At 40.8% G+C, this 16,607-nt stretch carries 16 protein-coding genes; 11 read left to right on the top strand and 5 right to left on the bottom strand.

The window, feature by feature from the left end:
• The first annotated feature begins 1 nt into the window (after nucleotide 1).
• The 4 genes from HPE56_RS03875 to HPE56_RS03860 all read left to right on the top strand — a co-directional run bounded on the left by HPE56_RS03875 (nucleotide 2) and on the right by HPE56_RS03860 (nucleotide 2,671).
• Entirely contained in the window at nucleotides 2-343 is a 342-nt protein-coding gene (locus HPE56_RS03875) for a rhodanese-like domain-containing protein (RefSeq protein ID WP_188242430.1), read from the top strand.
• Nucleotides 344-409: 66 nt separating this feature from the next.
• The gene (locus tag HPE56_RS03870) at nucleotides 410-682 is read left to right on the top strand and encodes a heavy-metal-associated domain-containing protein (RefSeq protein WP_188242429.1); all 273 of its coding nucleotides are present in this window, start codon (nucleotides 410-412) and stop codon (nucleotides 680-682) included.
• Entirely contained in the window at nucleotides 679-1,749 is a 1,071-nt protein-coding gene (locus HPE56_RS03865) for a c-type heme family protein (RefSeq protein ID WP_188242428.1), read from the top strand. The genes HPE56_RS03870 and HPE56_RS03865 overlap by 4 nt, the downstream gene beginning before the upstream one ends.
• 121 nt (nucleotides 1,750-1,870) lie before the next feature.
• The gene (locus HPE56_RS03860; protein WP_188242427.1) at nucleotides 1,871-2,671 is read left to right on the top strand and encodes a carbonic anhydrase; all 801 of its coding nucleotides are present in this window, start codon (nucleotides 1,871-1,873) and stop codon (nucleotides 2,669-2,671) included.
• Nucleotides 2,672-2,701: 30 nt separating this feature from the next.
• On the opposite strand, the gene HPE56_RS03855 is transcribed toward HPE56_RS03860, so the two are convergent.
• The 3 genes from HPE56_RS03855 to HPE56_RS03845 form a co-directional block, all read right to left on the bottom strand.
• Nucleotides 2,702-3,580, bottom strand: coding sequence for a sterol desaturase family protein (locus tag HPE56_RS03855; protein WP_188242426.1), 879 nt, complete (start codon nucleotides 3,578-3,580; stop codon nucleotides 2,702-2,704).
• A gap of 93 nt (nucleotides 3,581-3,673) precedes the next feature.
• The gene (locus tag HPE56_RS03850; protein WP_188242425.1) at nucleotides 3,674-4,153 is read right to left on the bottom strand and encodes a monoheme cytochrome C; all 480 of its coding nucleotides are present in this window, start codon (nucleotides 4,151-4,153) and stop codon (nucleotides 3,674-3,676) included.
• Entirely contained in the window at nucleotides 4,154-5,374 is a 1,221-nt protein-coding gene (locus HPE56_RS03845) for a sulfite oxidase (RefSeq protein ID WP_188242424.1), read from the bottom strand.
• Between the two features lie 610 nt (nucleotides 5,375-5,984).
• Between HPE56_RS03845 and HPE56_RS03840 the strand changes: the two genes are divergently transcribed.
• Nucleotides 5,985-7,298, top strand: a complete 1,314-nt coding sequence (locus HPE56_RS03840; protein ID WP_188242423.1) for an OmpP1/FadL family transporter — start codon at nucleotides 5,985-5,987, stop codon at nucleotides 7,296-7,298.
• 54 nt (nucleotides 7,299-7,352) lie between these two features.
• Here HPE56_RS03840 and HPE56_RS03835 read toward each other — a convergent pair whose 3' ends face one another.
• Nucleotides 7,353-9,650, bottom strand: a complete 2,298-nt coding sequence (locus HPE56_RS03835) for a TonB-dependent receptor domain-containing protein (protein ID WP_188242422.1) — start codon at nucleotides 9,648-9,650, stop codon at nucleotides 7,353-7,355.
• A gap of 86 nt (nucleotides 9,651-9,736) precedes the next feature.
• On the bottom strand, nucleotides 9,737-10,114 hold the full coding sequence (locus HPE56_RS03830; RefSeq protein WP_188242421.1) for a hypothetical protein: 378 nt from the start codon (nucleotides 10,112-10,114) through the stop codon (nucleotides 9,737-9,739).
• Between the two features lie 131 nt (nucleotides 10,115-10,245).
• Here HPE56_RS03830 and HPE56_RS03825 point away from each other — a divergent pair, with 131 nt between their 5' ends.
• From HPE56_RS03825 to HPE56_RS03800, 6 genes are all read left to right on the top strand, one after another.
• Nucleotides 10,246-10,956 (top strand): DUF542 domain-containing protein, encoded by a 711-nt coding sequence (locus tag HPE56_RS03825; RefSeq protein WP_188242420.1) that lies wholly within the window; start codon nucleotides 10,246-10,248, stop codon nucleotides 10,954-10,956.
• A complete protein-coding gene (locus HPE56_RS03820; protein ID WP_188242419.1) occupies nucleotides 10,956-11,930 on the top strand; it encodes a DUF438 domain-containing protein in 975 nt (324 codons plus the stop codon). The genes HPE56_RS03825 and HPE56_RS03820 overlap by 1 nt, the downstream gene beginning before the upstream one ends.
• A gap of 328 nt (nucleotides 11,931-12,258) precedes the next feature.
• Entirely contained in the window at nucleotides 12,259-13,590 is a 1,332-nt protein-coding gene (locus HPE56_RS03815) for a cytochrome ubiquinol oxidase subunit I (protein WP_109653616.1), read from the top strand.
• Between the two features lie 2 nt (nucleotides 13,591-13,592).
• The gene (gene cydB / locus HPE56_RS03810) at nucleotides 13,593-14,669 is read left to right on the top strand and encodes a cytochrome d ubiquinol oxidase subunit II (RefSeq protein ID WP_188242418.1); all 1,077 of its coding nucleotides are present in this window, start codon (nucleotides 13,593-13,595) and stop codon (nucleotides 14,667-14,669) included.
• A gap of 200 nt (nucleotides 14,670-14,869) precedes the next feature.
• Complete coding sequence (locus HPE56_RS03805) at nucleotides 14,870-16,327, top strand: NAD(P)/FAD-dependent oxidoreductase (protein ID WP_188242417.1); 1,458 nt, start codon at nucleotides 14,870-14,872, stop codon at nucleotides 16,325-16,327.
• Between the two features lie 11 nt (nucleotides 16,328-16,338).
• Nucleotides 16,339-16,476, top strand: coding sequence for a hypothetical protein (locus tag HPE56_RS03800; protein ID WP_188242416.1), 138 nt, complete (start codon nucleotides 16,339-16,341; stop codon nucleotides 16,474-16,476).
• Nucleotides 16,477-16,607: the final 131 nt, after the last annotated feature.

The following is a 16,607-nucleotide window of genomic DNA, read 5'->3' as shown; positions in this document are numbered from 1 at the left end:
GATGTCATTTTTAAGTTTACTTTTTGGCGGAGGCGCCCTTGATCCCGATAAGTTTGAAGTACTGGATAAAAATGCCTTTAAGGCAGCCATTCGAAATAAAAAGGTACAATTGGTGGATGTGCGCACTGCTGGGGAATATAGGACCGGACATATAGGTAAGGCCATTAATATCGATTTTTTCCAAGGCGGTGATTTTAAGTCGTCTTTTGAAAAGTTGGATAAGGGCAAACCGGTATATTTGTACTGCAGATCAGGTAGTAGAAGCAGAAAGGCGGCTCGTAAGGTTTTGGATATGGGTTTCGAGAAAGTGTATGACCTTCAAGGGGGGTATATGCGTTGGTAAAAAGGCCTTTTGGGAATAATAAGAATTAAGGGATTACATATTTTAAAGTAATAAATAGTATTAAAAATGAAAGCAACAATAATAGTCCAGAATTTAAAATGTGGCGGGTGTGCCCGTACAATTACCAATAAATTATCCGAAATGGAGAATATTTCAGAGGTTGATGTCATCACGGAATCATCTTCAGTGACATTTACCTATGCGGCGGCAGAGGACACCCTTCGGGTTAAGGATAAGCTTAAGGAATTGGGATATCCTTCTGTCGATAGTAAAAATACCTTTGCGACCAAAGCAAAGTCGTTTGTGAGCTGTGCAACGGGTAAAATGTCCAAAGAATGAGGATTATATACTGTATTGCGGTATTTATCGTATTGGCAAGTTGCAAAGACACCAAGGAAAAGACGACTTCCATAGGGGATGGACTTTCGGAAAACAACCTAGTGGATGGGGAACACCCGGGAAAGAAAATCGTAGAGACCAAATGTTATATCTGCCACGATGCGACCACTCCAGAGGCTAATCGACTTGCCCCACCCATGGCAGCTGTTAAAATGCGGTATCAAATGGGGGGTATCACCAAAAATGAATTTATCAATGACTTTGTGGAGTGGTCAAGGAAACCCACACGTGAGAAATCGAAAATGCCGGGTGCCGTACAACGTTTTGGGGTAATGCCTTACCTTCCTTACCCCGAGGAGGAAATAAAACAAATAGCGGATTATCTATACGATAATGAGATAGATCAGCCGGAATGGTTTGAAGAACATTATCAAATGAACCATGGTAAGGGCCAAGGAATGGGGCAAGGCCAAGGAATGGGACAAGGTCAAGGAATGGGACAAGGTCAAGGAATGGGAAGAGGTCAAGGAATGGGAAATGGTAGGCAGATGCGAATGGGCATGGGTCAGAACACTACGGATACCGATTTTAGTGCCTTGGGTTTAAAATATGCCTTGTCTACCCAACAGCAATTAGGAAAAAACCTCATAACCGCAATACAAGAAAAAGGAACTGTTGGCGCCGTTGGGTTTTGTAACCTTAAAGCGATAAAGCTAACCGATAGTATGGCCATAGTCAATAAGGCTAAAATCAAAAGGGTCTCGGACAAACCCAGAAATCCCGATAACCAGGCAAATGCCAAAGAACTTGATTATATCAGTGTTTTTAAGCAGATGACTAAAAGTGGAATGGACATCAGCCCGATGACAGAAGAGGTCAATGGTCAAATCCATTTCTATTATCCCATAACTACCAATACGATGTGCCTGCAATGCCACGGAACACCCAATGAAAATGTCGCTCCTGAAACCTTGACCACTTTAAAGAAACTATATCCTACCGATGTGGCATTAGGCTATGATGTTGATGAAGTACGTGGTATTTGGAGTATTGTTTTTGATAAATAGTATCCTTATCACTTTTGGGAATTGGATAATACATCTACTTTTGACGTGGTTTTACGTTCAAAGGATTGAAATGTTTTATTTCGTCCCCATAACTTAAACCTTCATAAATACTATTTGTCAAATGAAATATACAATGTATGCCTTCATAGGCTTATTGGTCTTAGGGGCCTGTAAAGAAAACGGGACAAAAAACACCCATAGTGGCGCTGAAACTAAGGAAGCTGAACATGGGTCATCATCAAAACATTGGAGTTATGCGGGGGAGACAGGTCCGGAACATTGGGCTGAGATTGAGGCGGAATCGGATTGCAATGGTAGGTTTCAATCCCCAATAAATATTGTCAAATACGAAGAGAACAATAGTCTTAAGCCTATAGCCCTTCATTACGCCGAAAGCACCAAAATACACGACGTGACCAACAATGGGCATAGCATTCAATATAATTTTGAATCTGGGGATAATATCATGGTCAATGGTTTGCGTTATGATTTAAAACAAGTACACTTTCATGAACCGTCGGAACATACAATCGATGGGGTACGTTATCCCTTGGAAATGCATTTGGTGCATATTAATGATTCCGGACAGTATACCGTTATTGCGGTTATGGCCAAAGAAGGTGTAAGTAGTATTCCTTTTGATTTCTTGGAAAGTTTCTTGCCCCTTAAGACTGGTGGGAAAAAAGAAGTAAATCTGCCCTTCAATATGAACGACAATCTGCCCAAGAATAAGGATTATTTCTTTTACACGGGCTCTTTAACAACCCCTCCCTGTACAGAAGGGGTTAATTGGTATATCTTAAAAGAACCCATTACGGTATCCTTGGAGCAGGTAAACCTTCTAAAGAAATTGATGCCCATTAATAATTATAGGAACGAGCAGCCCCACAACGGACGACAGCTTTATGTAACGGGTAATTGATACTTGATCTTGAATCGTAGCCAGTATCGTTCATTCCTTTTTCTGTTTGCCGAAGCCATAGATATTCTGATGAATGAAATCATGGGGGAATTTGTCATCCCCAGGAAATCCCAATTCAAGATTACCACTGTCTTCAGGAACATAATTCGTTTTAAAAATATAATCCCATAGGCTTAGACTGATACCAAAATTGATGCCGTATGTTCCTTGGGGTAAGGTATAGGCATGATGGTATAAATGCATTACCGGATTATTGAGGATATACTTTAAGGGTCCCCATGTTATCTTGATATTGGCATGGTTGAAATGACCAATGGTAATGGCCACGAAATGAACAATGTAGGCCTGTTCTGGCTCAAAACCTCCCAAGACCATTACCCCAAGGGTTTTTAAGGGTTTATAAATGATATTTTCCATCCAATGATAGCGAAGATGGGCGGCAAATCCCATTTCCTTGACCGAATGGTGTACTTTATGAAATTTCCATAAGAAGGCATATTTGTGAAGCAGTACATGGGTAAACCATTGTACAAAGTCAAGAATGATAAAGAAAATCAGCAATTGGCTCCACATGGGCATGGCTGAAAGATCAAGTAGGGTTAAACTTTTTGATGAAATACCGATATCATTGAAGAGCAATCCCAAAAATTTATAAAAACCACTGATGGCAATGGCGAATATGAAGAAATTGAAATACATATAAAAGGCATCGAGCCAAAAATCCCTTCGAAAGATCGATTGTTCCTTTCGCCAAGGGAAAGCAATTTCCAATCCCCAGACTATCAAAGAAATAAGGGTAAGCCCCCAAAAGTAATTCGTGTACCAGGGAACTTCAAAGATTATGGATTTCCAAGTCCAATCAATGCTCCCCATAAAGGAGTTAACAAAAGCATTTACATATTTTTCCATAGCATTTATATTTATGACTGTATGCTTAACGTTTTTGGGTGCACTGTGTATCCTTATACCTAGACTTTGTCAATTCATACAGTCTTGATTGCATTAATTAAGGTCATACCATTCTATATCCTTTAAATTTTCCCGTCGCCCTTTTTTTACTGGGGGATAATTGGAGACTAGGTAGTTGACGATAATTTTTTCATTGGGACCTAAATCCCATAGATTTTGGGTCTCTTGCATCCAACGAATGGTGGTGATCCATCGTTCCTCGTTCATGCGGTTTTGGGTCACTAATTTTGCCGAATGGCAATTGGTGCAATTGTTGACAACCGTCATCAGTCCTTCGGCATCGACCAGCCCAGTGCGGACATGTATCCCATTTTCTATCTTATCAAAATCATCTTCCTTAGGAACGGTGGTGTATTCCGTTTCTTCAACCTGGGGAGCTGATTTTTTCAACAAATCAGGATTCAGCATAAGAAATAATATGGTAAAGGCGGCTACCGCGAATAAACCAAAAATGCCAAATAGCATTTGGTATATGGCCTTCGCCCGTTGCTTGAATTTCGTATGTTCATCCATTTATACAACCTTTATTGCAATCCTATGACAGGCATTGTTCAAATACCCTTTTGGGTTCCATCCGGGTAGTAACATGGGTTGACTTATTCCCATCGAATCAGTGGCCTTTGCCCACACCTCGTAATAACCCTTTTTAGGAAAAGCAACCTCGGCCGTAAAATGTTGCCAAGCCAATCGGTTGGCAGGTTTCTCAAGGCTGCATGTTTTCCAAGTGGCACCAAAATCGATGGAGTATGCCATTTTCGATATTTCCAATTCCCCAGCCCAAGCATGTCCCCTAATATTCAGAACCTTCCCATCCTTAATGGTTGCACCGGTCTTAGGATAGGTGATCAGCGATTTTACGGGCATAGACTCGATGATGCACATATCTTCGTCTTTGACTTTTTCGCCGGGTGCAACCGGATTACAGGGCACCCTATACGCCGTACCGGTCATTTTGGTACCATCATGTATGATATTGCGGACACTGATGCGGTTGATCCACTTTCCTGAAACAGAGGCAGGCCATCCACCAGCGACCAATCGTAAGGGATAACCGTGGGCCAAGGGAATGTCTTCCCCATTCATTTTAAATGCAATCAGGGTTTCATCCTGCATTACTTTAGGCATTGGGGCACCCCGTGAGATAGGCTCTTTTTTGGGGTCCCTACTAAGATGGACATCGGCAGCGTGGTAACCGATATAAACGGCATCCTTGTTGATACCGACATCTTCAAGAAGGTCCCGTAATCGTATACCGGTCCATGTGGCACAAGAGACAGCACCGACTGTCCATTGGTTTCCTTTTGCGGGTGGGTCAAATTCACTTCGGCCATTTCCACCGCATTCCAATGTTAATTGATAGGTATATTGCGGAAATTTTGTTTTTAAATCGGCCAAGGAATAGGTCTTACTCTTACTTACCGACTCCCCATCGATGGTCAATGTCCAAGTACTGGCATCTATATTCTCAGGAATCAATCCATTGTTTCTAAGGAACATAGAGGTGTTGGGGGTAACTTTATCATCCAATAAGTGGGCTTTGGCTTCAATATTCCAAGGCTTATCGTTAAGAACCTCCATACCACGATCTTTGTTGAACATCTTAAAAGGGTCAGGGTCTTGTAGGGCCAGTGGTTGATAGTCCTTCGGCATCGTATTTCCAAAAACGATATCCGCTCCGATCAATGCACTCAAAGAGCCTAGGGCGGTTCGTTTTACAAAATTTCGTCTTTTCATTTAATGGATTGGAATTATTCTTTCTTAATATAAGTCTTAATAGACGCTAACTTCTGTAACAAAAGTTACATTGGGTTTAAAGATAAATAAATGGTTGTTTATGCGCTACAATCAGCAATCATTTTATTATAGAGGGATGGGTAAAAAAGCGGTTTATCATAAGGATGATATTTCGTGGGGGTCAATCCTTGTCAATCTAAAATGGAGTGTATACGATAACGATACTTTTGTGCTTTTTTGGCCCCTCCGAATAAGAGGAATTCACGCTGTGCCCCGCCACTATCGTGGTGCAAATCAATATACTGTTGGTCGATGCCCGATTATAATGATGTATTAAAAAGTATCTTTGGTAACATTTGTTACAAAAGTTTTAAATCCGAAGCTCCATGTACGCATAATTTTTAGTTTTGGAAATTAGAATTATCAATAAAATACAGCTATCGGGAAGATTCGGGGGTGCCGATTTCGGTCTATGATAATTGTCATAATATCAGGTGGTTATGTTCTTTATTTTTAGTAAGGCTATTATATAATCGGTAACAGGTAATGGAATGGAGGTGATATAGGGTTGCTTCGATATCAGTGGTTGTTGCCCCTAAAATCAACTTAAATGAAAAATTCAACACTAAATTTCGTCTTTATGATTTTTGCTACTGCAGCCTTGGCCCAGTCTGGCCATATTATGCAGGGGGTCGGTGCTGTCAACATGTCTATGGGTGGCGCTGCCACTGCGCAACCTTTGGATATCTCGGGAGCTTTACAATGGAATCCAGCTGCTATTTCAGCCTTTGATGATAAGATCTTAAAATTTGATATGGGACTCTTCTTCTCATCGCCCCAATTGTATTCAACAGTCCCGGAATTTGATGGGGCAGGACAACCCACAGGTAATTTTTTCAGTGGAACTACCAAGGATGACAGGGGTGTTTCCCCTATGCCTGCCTTGGCAATGGTCTGGGGTAAGGAGGGTAGCAAACATACTTTTGGGGCCTCTGCTTTTGGTATCAGTGGTTTTGGGGTTACTTTTCCCGAGAGTACAACCAATCCTATTAATATGCCACAGAACATGGGTGGCTTTGGGGCTATAGAATCCGATTATATCCTATTGCAAATAGGGATTACCTATGCTTATGAAATTTCGGACCAGTTTTCTATAGGCGTTGAACCGACTTTCAATTATGCCACCCTGGAGTTAATGCCCAACCCAACGGCTAATCCAAGCCAAACTGCAGGGTATCCTTCAACAGACAAGGCAACGGCTCTTGGTTTTGGGGCACAATTCGGCGTTTTTTATGATTCAGGCAAGGGATTCAAGGCGGGAGCCTCGTATAAGACCACTCAATCCTTTGGTGATTTTGAATTTGATAACACTTATCTGGATGGTTCTACCGGAACCAATGATTTCAATATGGATTATCCGGCGATATACTCCCTTGGTTTAGGGTATTCATTGGGCACTATTGATTTGGCTTTGGATTATCGCTTGGTCGATTATGAGAATACCGATGGTTTTGCAGAAACAGGATGGACACCCACAGCATCGGTCGCAGGTTTTGGATGGGAGAATATATCCATCATCTCTGCGGGAATCCAATATAAGGGGATTGAAAAATTACCTCTTCGACTGGGGTATACCTATAGTAGTAATCCAATCAATGATGAGGTTGCCTTTTTCAATATTCCGGCTACGGCAGTAATAAAAAATGCGTTCCAGGTTGGTTTTTCGTATGAAATAAGCGATAATCTTGCCTTGGACGCTGTCTATCACCACGGTGCTAGTGGTGATGCCACTAGTGGACCCTTATTGAACCCTATGTTCATTCAGGCTTATCCACCATATGGGGCCATTCCAGGAAGTGAGGTTTCCTATGACATGACCACTGATATGATAATGTTGGGCATTGCCTATACCTTCAAGAAGTAACTAATATTCAATATTTTGTAAAGAAACGGGGGCATTTGCCCCCGTTTTTATTTATTAAAATTTGTATTGGACAAAAGCCGATAGGTTTCTACCGGGATCATTTATGGGTGTCCTGCCAAAATCAGCCTGATTGTTGAATGAGAAATTCAAATGGTTATGATAAGTCTCGTCAAAAACATTCAATGCTGCCACACCCAAAGTCAGGTTCTTGAATGGGACAACCCCCAAGCGAAGATCCAAGACCTCATAACCGGGTGTTGAGGTTTCACCAAAGGAAGAAGAGATATCATCCTGTTTTGAGGTTATCCTATAGGTGGCATTCACCCAAAACCGTTCTTTCTCAAACCCAAATTTAAAACTAGTGGTCAAAGGGGGTACTAAGGGTAATGATTCATTCAAATCCTTGTTTTTGGCATAGACATAGGCCAACTCCGTCGTAACATTGAAATCATTGAGAAAGTCAACCCCAGCGGAAATCTCAAAACCTGTTTTATAGGCCTCATCCAGGTTTCTGAAAACCTTTGGATTTTTAGGCTCATTGGTAGGCATGAACTTTCGGGTCTGGGTTTCATCGATTACCGCAACGATATAGTTTTCATAATAAGAATAATAGAATGAACTACTGTAATTAAAGCGGTCGTTTGAATTCTCGGAGAAGGGGAGTTTGCCGGAAAATCCAATTTCGAATTGATTGTTCACCTCGGCATCCAAATTGGGATTTCCTATATATTCATAGGCATCTTGACCAACGTTAAAATGATTGATTACCCGCTCTATCATATTGGCCGAACGAACGCCCCGCCCATAGGCAAGTTCCATGATGAATAGTGTGCTTGGGGCATATTTTAAGGAAACCGTACCACTCACGTTATGTTCGTTACGTTTATCCAAATCGGGATATAGCGCAGCGAAATCAGCTTCGGGGTCTTTTATTTCCGAAGTGACCAAATCATAGCGTAACCCCGCTGTAAGGATGGTGTTGGCAGATAGCATGTATTTGCCTTCGGTGAAAATTCCAAGGTCATTGATATATGAATCTTGCCACACTTTGTCGATAAACTCCACCGGGGTTTCCAATGGCCCCATCATATTTTGTTTTACCAAACGCGTGCGTTCACCATCCCTGGCAATATACATGGCATCCAATCCTGTAAACAAAGTGAATTCCTCACTTGGTTTCAGCTTGAATTCGATTTTACCCCCTGCCGTGGTCGCATTGATTTTAGACACGGCATCGGTCATCATAAAACTGGGCCGGTTGGTATTACTCATGATATGGTCTACATAACTATAATATAGTTTAGCATCCATGGTCTTGAGGGTACCGTTTAGTCCCGTAAGTTTATAATCCAAAGAAAGAATACTACTGTCATCCAAATCCGTATCCATGGGCAATCCGGCATGCAATACATCCCTACCGAAAGATTGTCTCCAATGGGCCTGTAAGCGTTGGTTTGGTGTAAAATTATAACCGGCCTTTAATCCGTAATCCAAACTTCGGAAAGAGGAAGGGACTTCCGTGCCATCCCCATCCTCATAATTGCCGAAATCCCTAAAACCAATATTTCCGGTAAGATCATATTTTTCTGTGGCCTTTTGTAGTCTGGCCATGGAAACCAATGATCCCCCGTTGCTCTCGTAGCCTGCATGAACACTACCGTGCAATCCATAATCACTGGCATCAGGTACCTGCGTGACCAAGTTGACGATTCCTCCAAAGGTGGATCCATAGCGAACGGTATAGGGACCTTTGATAATCTCTATTTTTTCAATCTCCTCTGGAATGACATGGGTTGTAATGGGGTCCATTCGGTTAGGGCAGGCATGCATGGCTTTGGTGCCCCCATCGAACTGAACGTTTAATTGTTCGTATTGGGATGCCCTAAAACTAGGGTCATTGGCGTAATTACCCCTTTTTATTAGGGCGAATCCATTTACATCGTTAAAAAGATCGGCTACGTTACGCGGCTGTACGATCTTTTTCACATAGTCATTGGTCTCAACCGTAAATACGGGGTCCATTTTGGAATCGCCGCTAACGATGACACCCGAAATACTGATAGGGGCTTCAATGAGATAGAACGATTCCACATCTTTCCGGGGTGTTATGATTTTTTCAATGCTTTGAAATCCTAAATGTGAAATGGTTAGGGTAGCCCCTTTTTCAGGAATGGTTACTTCAAAATACCCATCGGCATTGGAATAGCCAATGGCTTTATTGTTCAATAGGATATGGGCTTCCTTTACGGGCGTATTGTTCGTTTGGTGTAGGACTTGCCCCTTGTAGTTTTGCGCACTTATCCAGTGGCCGACCAAGGTACAGGCAATCACCATTAAATGTTTTGCATTCATAGTTGATTCTTTTAGTTAAAGTGTAATTAATGCTGAAATGGAATACAGGAATCGTATTGTTCAACATAGAAAATAAAGGAATGAAGCTATGAACGTGGAGGGTGTATTTCTTTCTTTTGAAAGTTGTAATCGTAATTATTCGTGTAATGGTAATTGACCATCGCAGGATCACGGTCAACATTAAAATCAAAAGCTGGACTTTTTTCTAAAAACAGAACGGTTTCATTTTTTAAAAAATCGATATTGATAGGTGGATTATCATCATTGGACTCCTGTAAGAGCATTTTTGCCAGATAGCATTTACCATCGCAGTGTAGTTCGGGGCGCTCCTTGTTTTCACAGTATCGCTCAATGAAATCATCGGTGAATAAGGCATAATAGCCTAAGGTTCCGGCAACTTTTAGGCTACTGGCGAGGGTTAAAACCAAGAATAGTGTCGTTATGGTTTTTGAATGGATTCTCACAATACAAAGTTAATGTAACTTTTTGTTCATAAACTGACATTTATCATAATTTCAATTTAGCGAGACTAATATTTTTGTATAAAAGACAAAAACATCTTTTAATCCTTAATTAAAAAAGCATTACAAGTTGTATGGAAATAGAAAGAGAAAATACGGTTGCCGAAGTGGTTTCCAAAAAACTTGGGTCAGACTATATTTTCAATAAATATAGCATCGATTTTTGTTGTGGGGGAGGATTGACCTTGGAGGCTGCATGTAAGGAAAAAGGCATAACCTTTGAGACCTTAAGGCAGGAAATAGAGTCTTTGAACAGCAAAATTATTGGTACTTCCAGTTTAAACGATCGTGACCTCGGTTCCTTAATGCTAATGGTAAAGACCGAATATCACCCAACTATTGATCATGGTTTTAAGGAAATACTGCCATTGGCTTCCAAAGTAGCTGATGTCCATGGTGCCGTACATAGTGAAGTTGTAGATATAAAGGAACTTCTTCAGGCCGTTGGAATATATTTGGATAGGACTTTTGAGAGTACGATAAATGATCTTTTTCCGGCAATCGATACCATTTTAAGTCTAGACTTTCCAAGTGCGGAAATCACTTATAAACAGGTAGAAGCACTTAAAGTGGCCGTGGAAAGGATTACTGCTGAGAATAATTTTATAAAAGGGGTGTTCCATAAAATAGCAAATCTATCATCGAACTATACCGCACCGGAAGAAGCGTGTAATTCGTATCGGTTCTTATATCATAGCTTACAACAATTAGATAATGAAGTGCATGAATATATGCATTTCGAAAAACATGTTTTAGTACCCAAAGCTTTAAAAATCATAGCATAATGAATTCATTTTTACCCACTGTTGAAACATTGCCCAAAGGGCATCCTATTAGTGTCTATTACGAGGAAGGGGCCTTGATCAATGATTTGTTGATGGAACTTCAAGAATGCGATCCTGTAGGGGATTTTGAAAAGTATTTCAATATATACAATCAACTCACCACTATTGAAAAAAGATTCGCACGTAAGGAAAATCAACTCTTCCCGTACTTGGAAAAACACGGTTGGAAAGGGCCAAGTCAGGGCATGTGGTCTTTTCATGATAATCTAAGAGATCAAATGCGATTGCTCAACACGTACAATTCGGAAAGAAACACGGAAAAAATAGTGGATAACCTACCGTACCTCATTGATGGGATAAAGCGACTAATGAGCATTGAGGATATGCGATTATTCCCTACGGCATTGGAATTATTGACAGAGGATGAATGGAAGGAATTTTATCAAGGGGATGAGGAAATTGGTTGGATGTTGTTGGAAAAACCGGCTCCTTATCCAATGGTAGAGGATACGTATGTGCATCCGAGTGAAGATTTTAAAAAGCGCGATCTATCCTTTTCCCTAGAGAATACCTTTCATTATGACGAAGGTTATATGACCCCGGAACAGGTTAATCTATTGTTGCGTTTTTTACCTGTGGACATTACTTATGTAGATGAAAATGACAAGGTTATTTTTTATAATAGGGGTGATGATAGGGTTTTTGCCAGAAGTAAGGGGATTATAGGAAGGGAAGTCCGTTTTTGTCATCCGCCCAAGAGTGTTGAGATGGTTCTTCGGATTGTGGATGAATTTAAGGCCGGAACTAAGGATGTCGCTGAATTTTGGTTCAATTTTAAGGGTAGGGTCATACATATCAGATATTTTGCTATCCGTGATACGGATAAAAACTATAAGGGGGTCATTGAAATGTCCCAAGATATTACAGAGATTCAAAAGTTGGAAGGACAAAAGAGATTGTTGGATTGGGATTAGTTATTTATCCCTTGTTTTAAATAGGATTTATTTATTGATGATTCGAGGCCCTGTGAATTTGTTTCACAGGGCTTCTTTTTTATCAAGGGCGTGGTTATATTCTTCATGATCCATCTTGGTTTAAGTAGGAGGGACGATCCTTGGATACGGGGGAATGATTATTTTGAAAATTTAAGGTTGTAAAGTACAAGCTGGGGATACTTTTTTTTTAATTTTATACCATTGTAACAATGGTTACGGTTTATCTCTTATTGATCTATGAAATTTGGTGCTTCTTATCTACTTGATTTCGTAGTCTGTAATATTAATCCATTTAAAGATCCTCGGTATGGAAGACATGCTTTTTTATGATCGAATGCAGTTTGCGTTCACGATTACCTTTCACTATCTTTTTCCACAATTGACCATGGGACTTTCGCTGATGATCGTCTATTTCAAATGGAAGTTCTTAAGGTCTAAATTGGAGAAATATAACGAGGCGGCTAAATTTTGGATGAAGATTTTTGCCCTGAACTTTGCGATGGGGGTTGTTACCGGAATTCCGATGGAGTTTCAATTCGGCACCAATTGGGCAAAGTTTTCCGAACTTACAGGAGGGATCATTGGGCAAACCTTGGCTATGGAAGGCATGTTCTCCTTCTTTTTGGAGTCTTCTTTTTTGGGACTGTTTCTTTTTGGGGAAAAGCTATTGGGACATAAATTACACTTTGTAACCGGTTTTCTGGTCTTTCTGGGGTCTTGGGCGAGCGGGTTCCTGATTATTGCGACCCATTCTTGGATGCAATTCCCTGTAGGTTATGAAATAATGGAAAATGGGAAATTCGTTCTCAATAATTTTTCGGCCCTCTTTTCCAATCCTTGGTTATGGCCTTCATATCTGCACAACCAACTGGCTTCCGTAATTACCTCCTCTTTCGTGGTAGCTTCCATAGGAGCGTTTTATATTTTAAACAAAAAGCATAGTGAATTTGGTCAACTGTTTGTGAAAACCGGTGTTGTTTTTGGATTGATATCCAGTGTGTTGGTTGCATTCCCAACAGGGGATATGGTTGCCAAGAATGTAGCAAAACACCAGCCTGTGACTTTCGCGGCCATGGAAGGAATTTTTGAGACAGAGCAGGGAGGTTCTGAGATTGTGTTGATCGGGCAGCCCAATATGCTCGAGAAAAAATTGGATAACAAAATTGCGGTGCCCAATATCCTTAGCTTTTTGACCTATCAGGATTGGGATGCGGAAATTAAGGGATTGAATGAGTTTGATGCCAAGGATTATCCTACCAACGTACCCGGACTCTACTATTCGTACCATATTATGGTGGGACTAGGAACGATTTTCATAGGGTTGATGCTTTTGGCCACCATTCAATTATATCGGAAAAAATTATATAAAACAAAATGGATATTGTGGTCGCTGTTATTTATGCTGCCATTTCCATACATCGCCAATACCACGGGTTGGTATACTTCGGAATTAGGACGGCAACCTTGGTTGGTTTATAATTTAATGCGAACCTCCGCAGGGGCATCCCCAACCGTTTCTTCAGGAAATACTTTATTCACATTGCTCGGGTTTATCGGGCTATACCTGCTTCTTGGTCTTTTGTTCCTAATGCTGGCAGGTAAAATAATCAATAAGGGTCCTCACATTTTAAAACATTGAATATGGAATTATTTTGGTATATCGTTTTAGTGATAATGTTGGCCGTCTATGTTGTTTTGGATGGTTATGATTTTGGGGCGGGAATCATTCATCTGTTTTTTGCGAAAACCGAGAAGGATAAAAAAGCCATTACCAGTGCTATAGGACCCTTCTGGGATGCCAATGAAGTCTGGCTGATTGCCTCGGGAGGGGTTTTGTTTTTTGCCTTTCCTACCTTGTACGCCTCTTCTTTCAGCGGATTTTATCTGCCTTTGATCATGATTTTATGGTTACTGATTTTTAGGGCGATAGGATTGGAATTAAGGGGGCAAGTACACAATAGGATTTGGGAAACAATATGGGATAAGGCTTTTGGGGTGGCAAGTTTGTTATTGGCACTTTTCTTCGGTGTGGCCCTGGGTAATGTTGTCAGGGGCGTTAATTTGGGAATGGTCGAAAATGGGGTATCTACCCAAGAGGCCCATTATTTCTTTTTACCCTTGTGGAACCCCACTTTTAGTCCGCAAGCAGAACACTTGGGCATTATTGATTGGTTTACATTGTTCTTAGGAGTGGTTAGTGTGGTCGCTTTGACGATTCACGGTGCCAATTGGATTATCTTCAAAACAAACTCCAGTATAAATGACAAATTAAAGCGGGTGGTGTATATCCTGAATTTTGTATTGCTCGCCTTGGTTGTGGTTTCCTTGTTGATTTGGCATATTATTGAACCCGATCCTTTTCAGAATTTCATACAATATCCCTTTATGTGGTTATTCCCGATAATAACTTTTATTGGATTATTCGGTTTGTTCAAAGTAAGGACTTTTAAAAAGCATGGTATGGGATTTTTGTTTTCCTCCATGTTTTTGTTGGGAGGTTTAGCCTCTACCGTGGCTTCGATATTTCCCAAACTACTGCCATCGACCAATACGGTTAACCCGTCATTGACACTGTACAATGTGGCTGCCCATGAATATGGACTTTCTGTGGGTATGAATTGGTTCTTTATAGCCTTGGTGTTGGTTATTTTCTATATGGTCGTCCAATACCGGGTTTTTAAAGGTAAAATGGATGATGTGGGTTACGGGGAACATTAAGTTATTGAGGCGTCTTTTTGTTGTATTTATTCCCTTCATACTTTAAAAAGGCATAAATTGTTGTAAGTGTAACATAAGTAGCAGTATAAGTTTCATTTAAATTCAATCTTTACAATAGTAATACGGATAAGGCACATGATATCAATCATTGCTCCTCTCTATTGTCAGAAGTAAATTTATTGAAATTTAAATAATCAAAAATGTCTAGAATTGTTGTTTTGGGAGCTGGCATCTCCGGGCACGTCGCTGCGACCCATTTACGCAGAAAATTATCCAAGGAACATACGGTTACGGTAGTTTCCCCCAATAGCAATTACCAATGGGTACCTTCAAATATATGGGTAGGTATCGGACGAATGGAACCCAAGGATATTATTTTTCCTTTGGAGCCCCTATATAAAAAGAAAGGCATTGAATTTAAACAGGCCAAAGTCGTTACCTTTCATCCAGAAGGGGACACTGAAATAGACAAACCCTTTGTTAAGGCCGAGTATGTTGCCGGGGAGGCCAAGGGCACTACCGAAAAAGTCACTTACGATTATCTTATCAATGCTACCGGTCCAAAACTGGCTTTTGAGATGACCGAAGGCCTAAAACCGGCTACGAATAAAGCTTATTCCGTTTGTACCTATTCCCATGCCACTGAAGCATGGCATGCTTTGGATCAATTGATCCAGCAGATGAAACAAGGTAAAAAAGCGAAAATCCTGATTGGGACCGGTCATGCCAAATCTACTTGTCAAGGGGCCGCTTTTGAATATATTTTGAATGTGGAGCAAGAATTGAATAGGCATGGGGTAAGGGATATGGCAGAGCTTACATGGATAGCCAATGAACCCCAATTGGGTGATTTTGGAATGGATGGCATGTTACTCAGTTACGGTAGCAACATCATGAAATCGAGTGAATTGGTCGAGATGGTCTTTGAGGACCGTGGAATTAAATGGATCATTGGGGCGGGCGTCAATAAAATTGAGGACGGTATAGCCCATTATGAAACATTGGATGGCGAATTTCATACGGAAAGTTATGATTTCGCAATGTTGATTCCTGCTTTTTCTGGACACGGTTTTAAGGCATACGATAAGAATGATCAAGATATCACGGAAAAACTGTTTAAAGGGTTTATGATCGTGGATGCTGACTATACACCCAGACCTTATGAGGAATGGTCTGTACAGGATTGGCCAGAAACCTATCAAAATCCCTCTTACGCGAATATTTTTGCACCTGGAATCGCTTTTGCGCCTCCACATGCGATTTCAAAACCAAGGGTCAGTAAAAACGGAACCCCAATATCCCCGGCACCACCGCGTACAGGTATGCCTTCCGGTATTACTGCCAAGTTGGTCGCGGATAATATTATAGATACGATTAAAAAGAAAAAACCATCGTTGCACCATAAAGGTTCAATGGGTAATATGGGGGCTGCATGTATCGCTTCCTCCGGTTATGGAATCACAAAAGGAAGTGGCATCAGTATTACCACCTTCCCTATCGTTCCCGATTTCAATAAATATCCCGACACCTATGGTCGGAAATTGGGTAAGACCTTTGGGGAAATCGGTCTGGCTGGGCATTGGTTGAAACTGGCCCTACACCACGCCTTTTTGTACAAAGCTAAAATGAGACCTTTTTGGTGGTTGATACCTGAATAAAAATATAGAAAATGACACGAAGAATATCCAAAAGAAAACGGTTTGTAATGATGAACCCCATCATACAGTTTTTTAAGTTCATTTATTTAAGTTTAAAAATATTGGTCGTTGTTGCTGGCGGCCATGGGGGTACCCGCGAGGTAAAGTGACCCCTAATTTCATTGATTTGTTTGGTTGTTGAATAAAGGGCACTTACATCGATTTTGTGGGTGTCTTTTTTTGTGTAACAAAAGTAGCGGTGGGGTTTTGTTTTTAATTGCAATTTGCTACCGAAGTAAGA

The organism is Maribacter aquimaris, from assembly GCF_014596745.1.
GTDB lineage: Bacteria > Bacteroidota > Bacteroidia > Flavobacteriales > Flavobacteriaceae > Maribacter_A > Maribacter_A aquimaris.
This window is presented reverse-complemented; position numbering and strand designations above follow the sequence as displayed.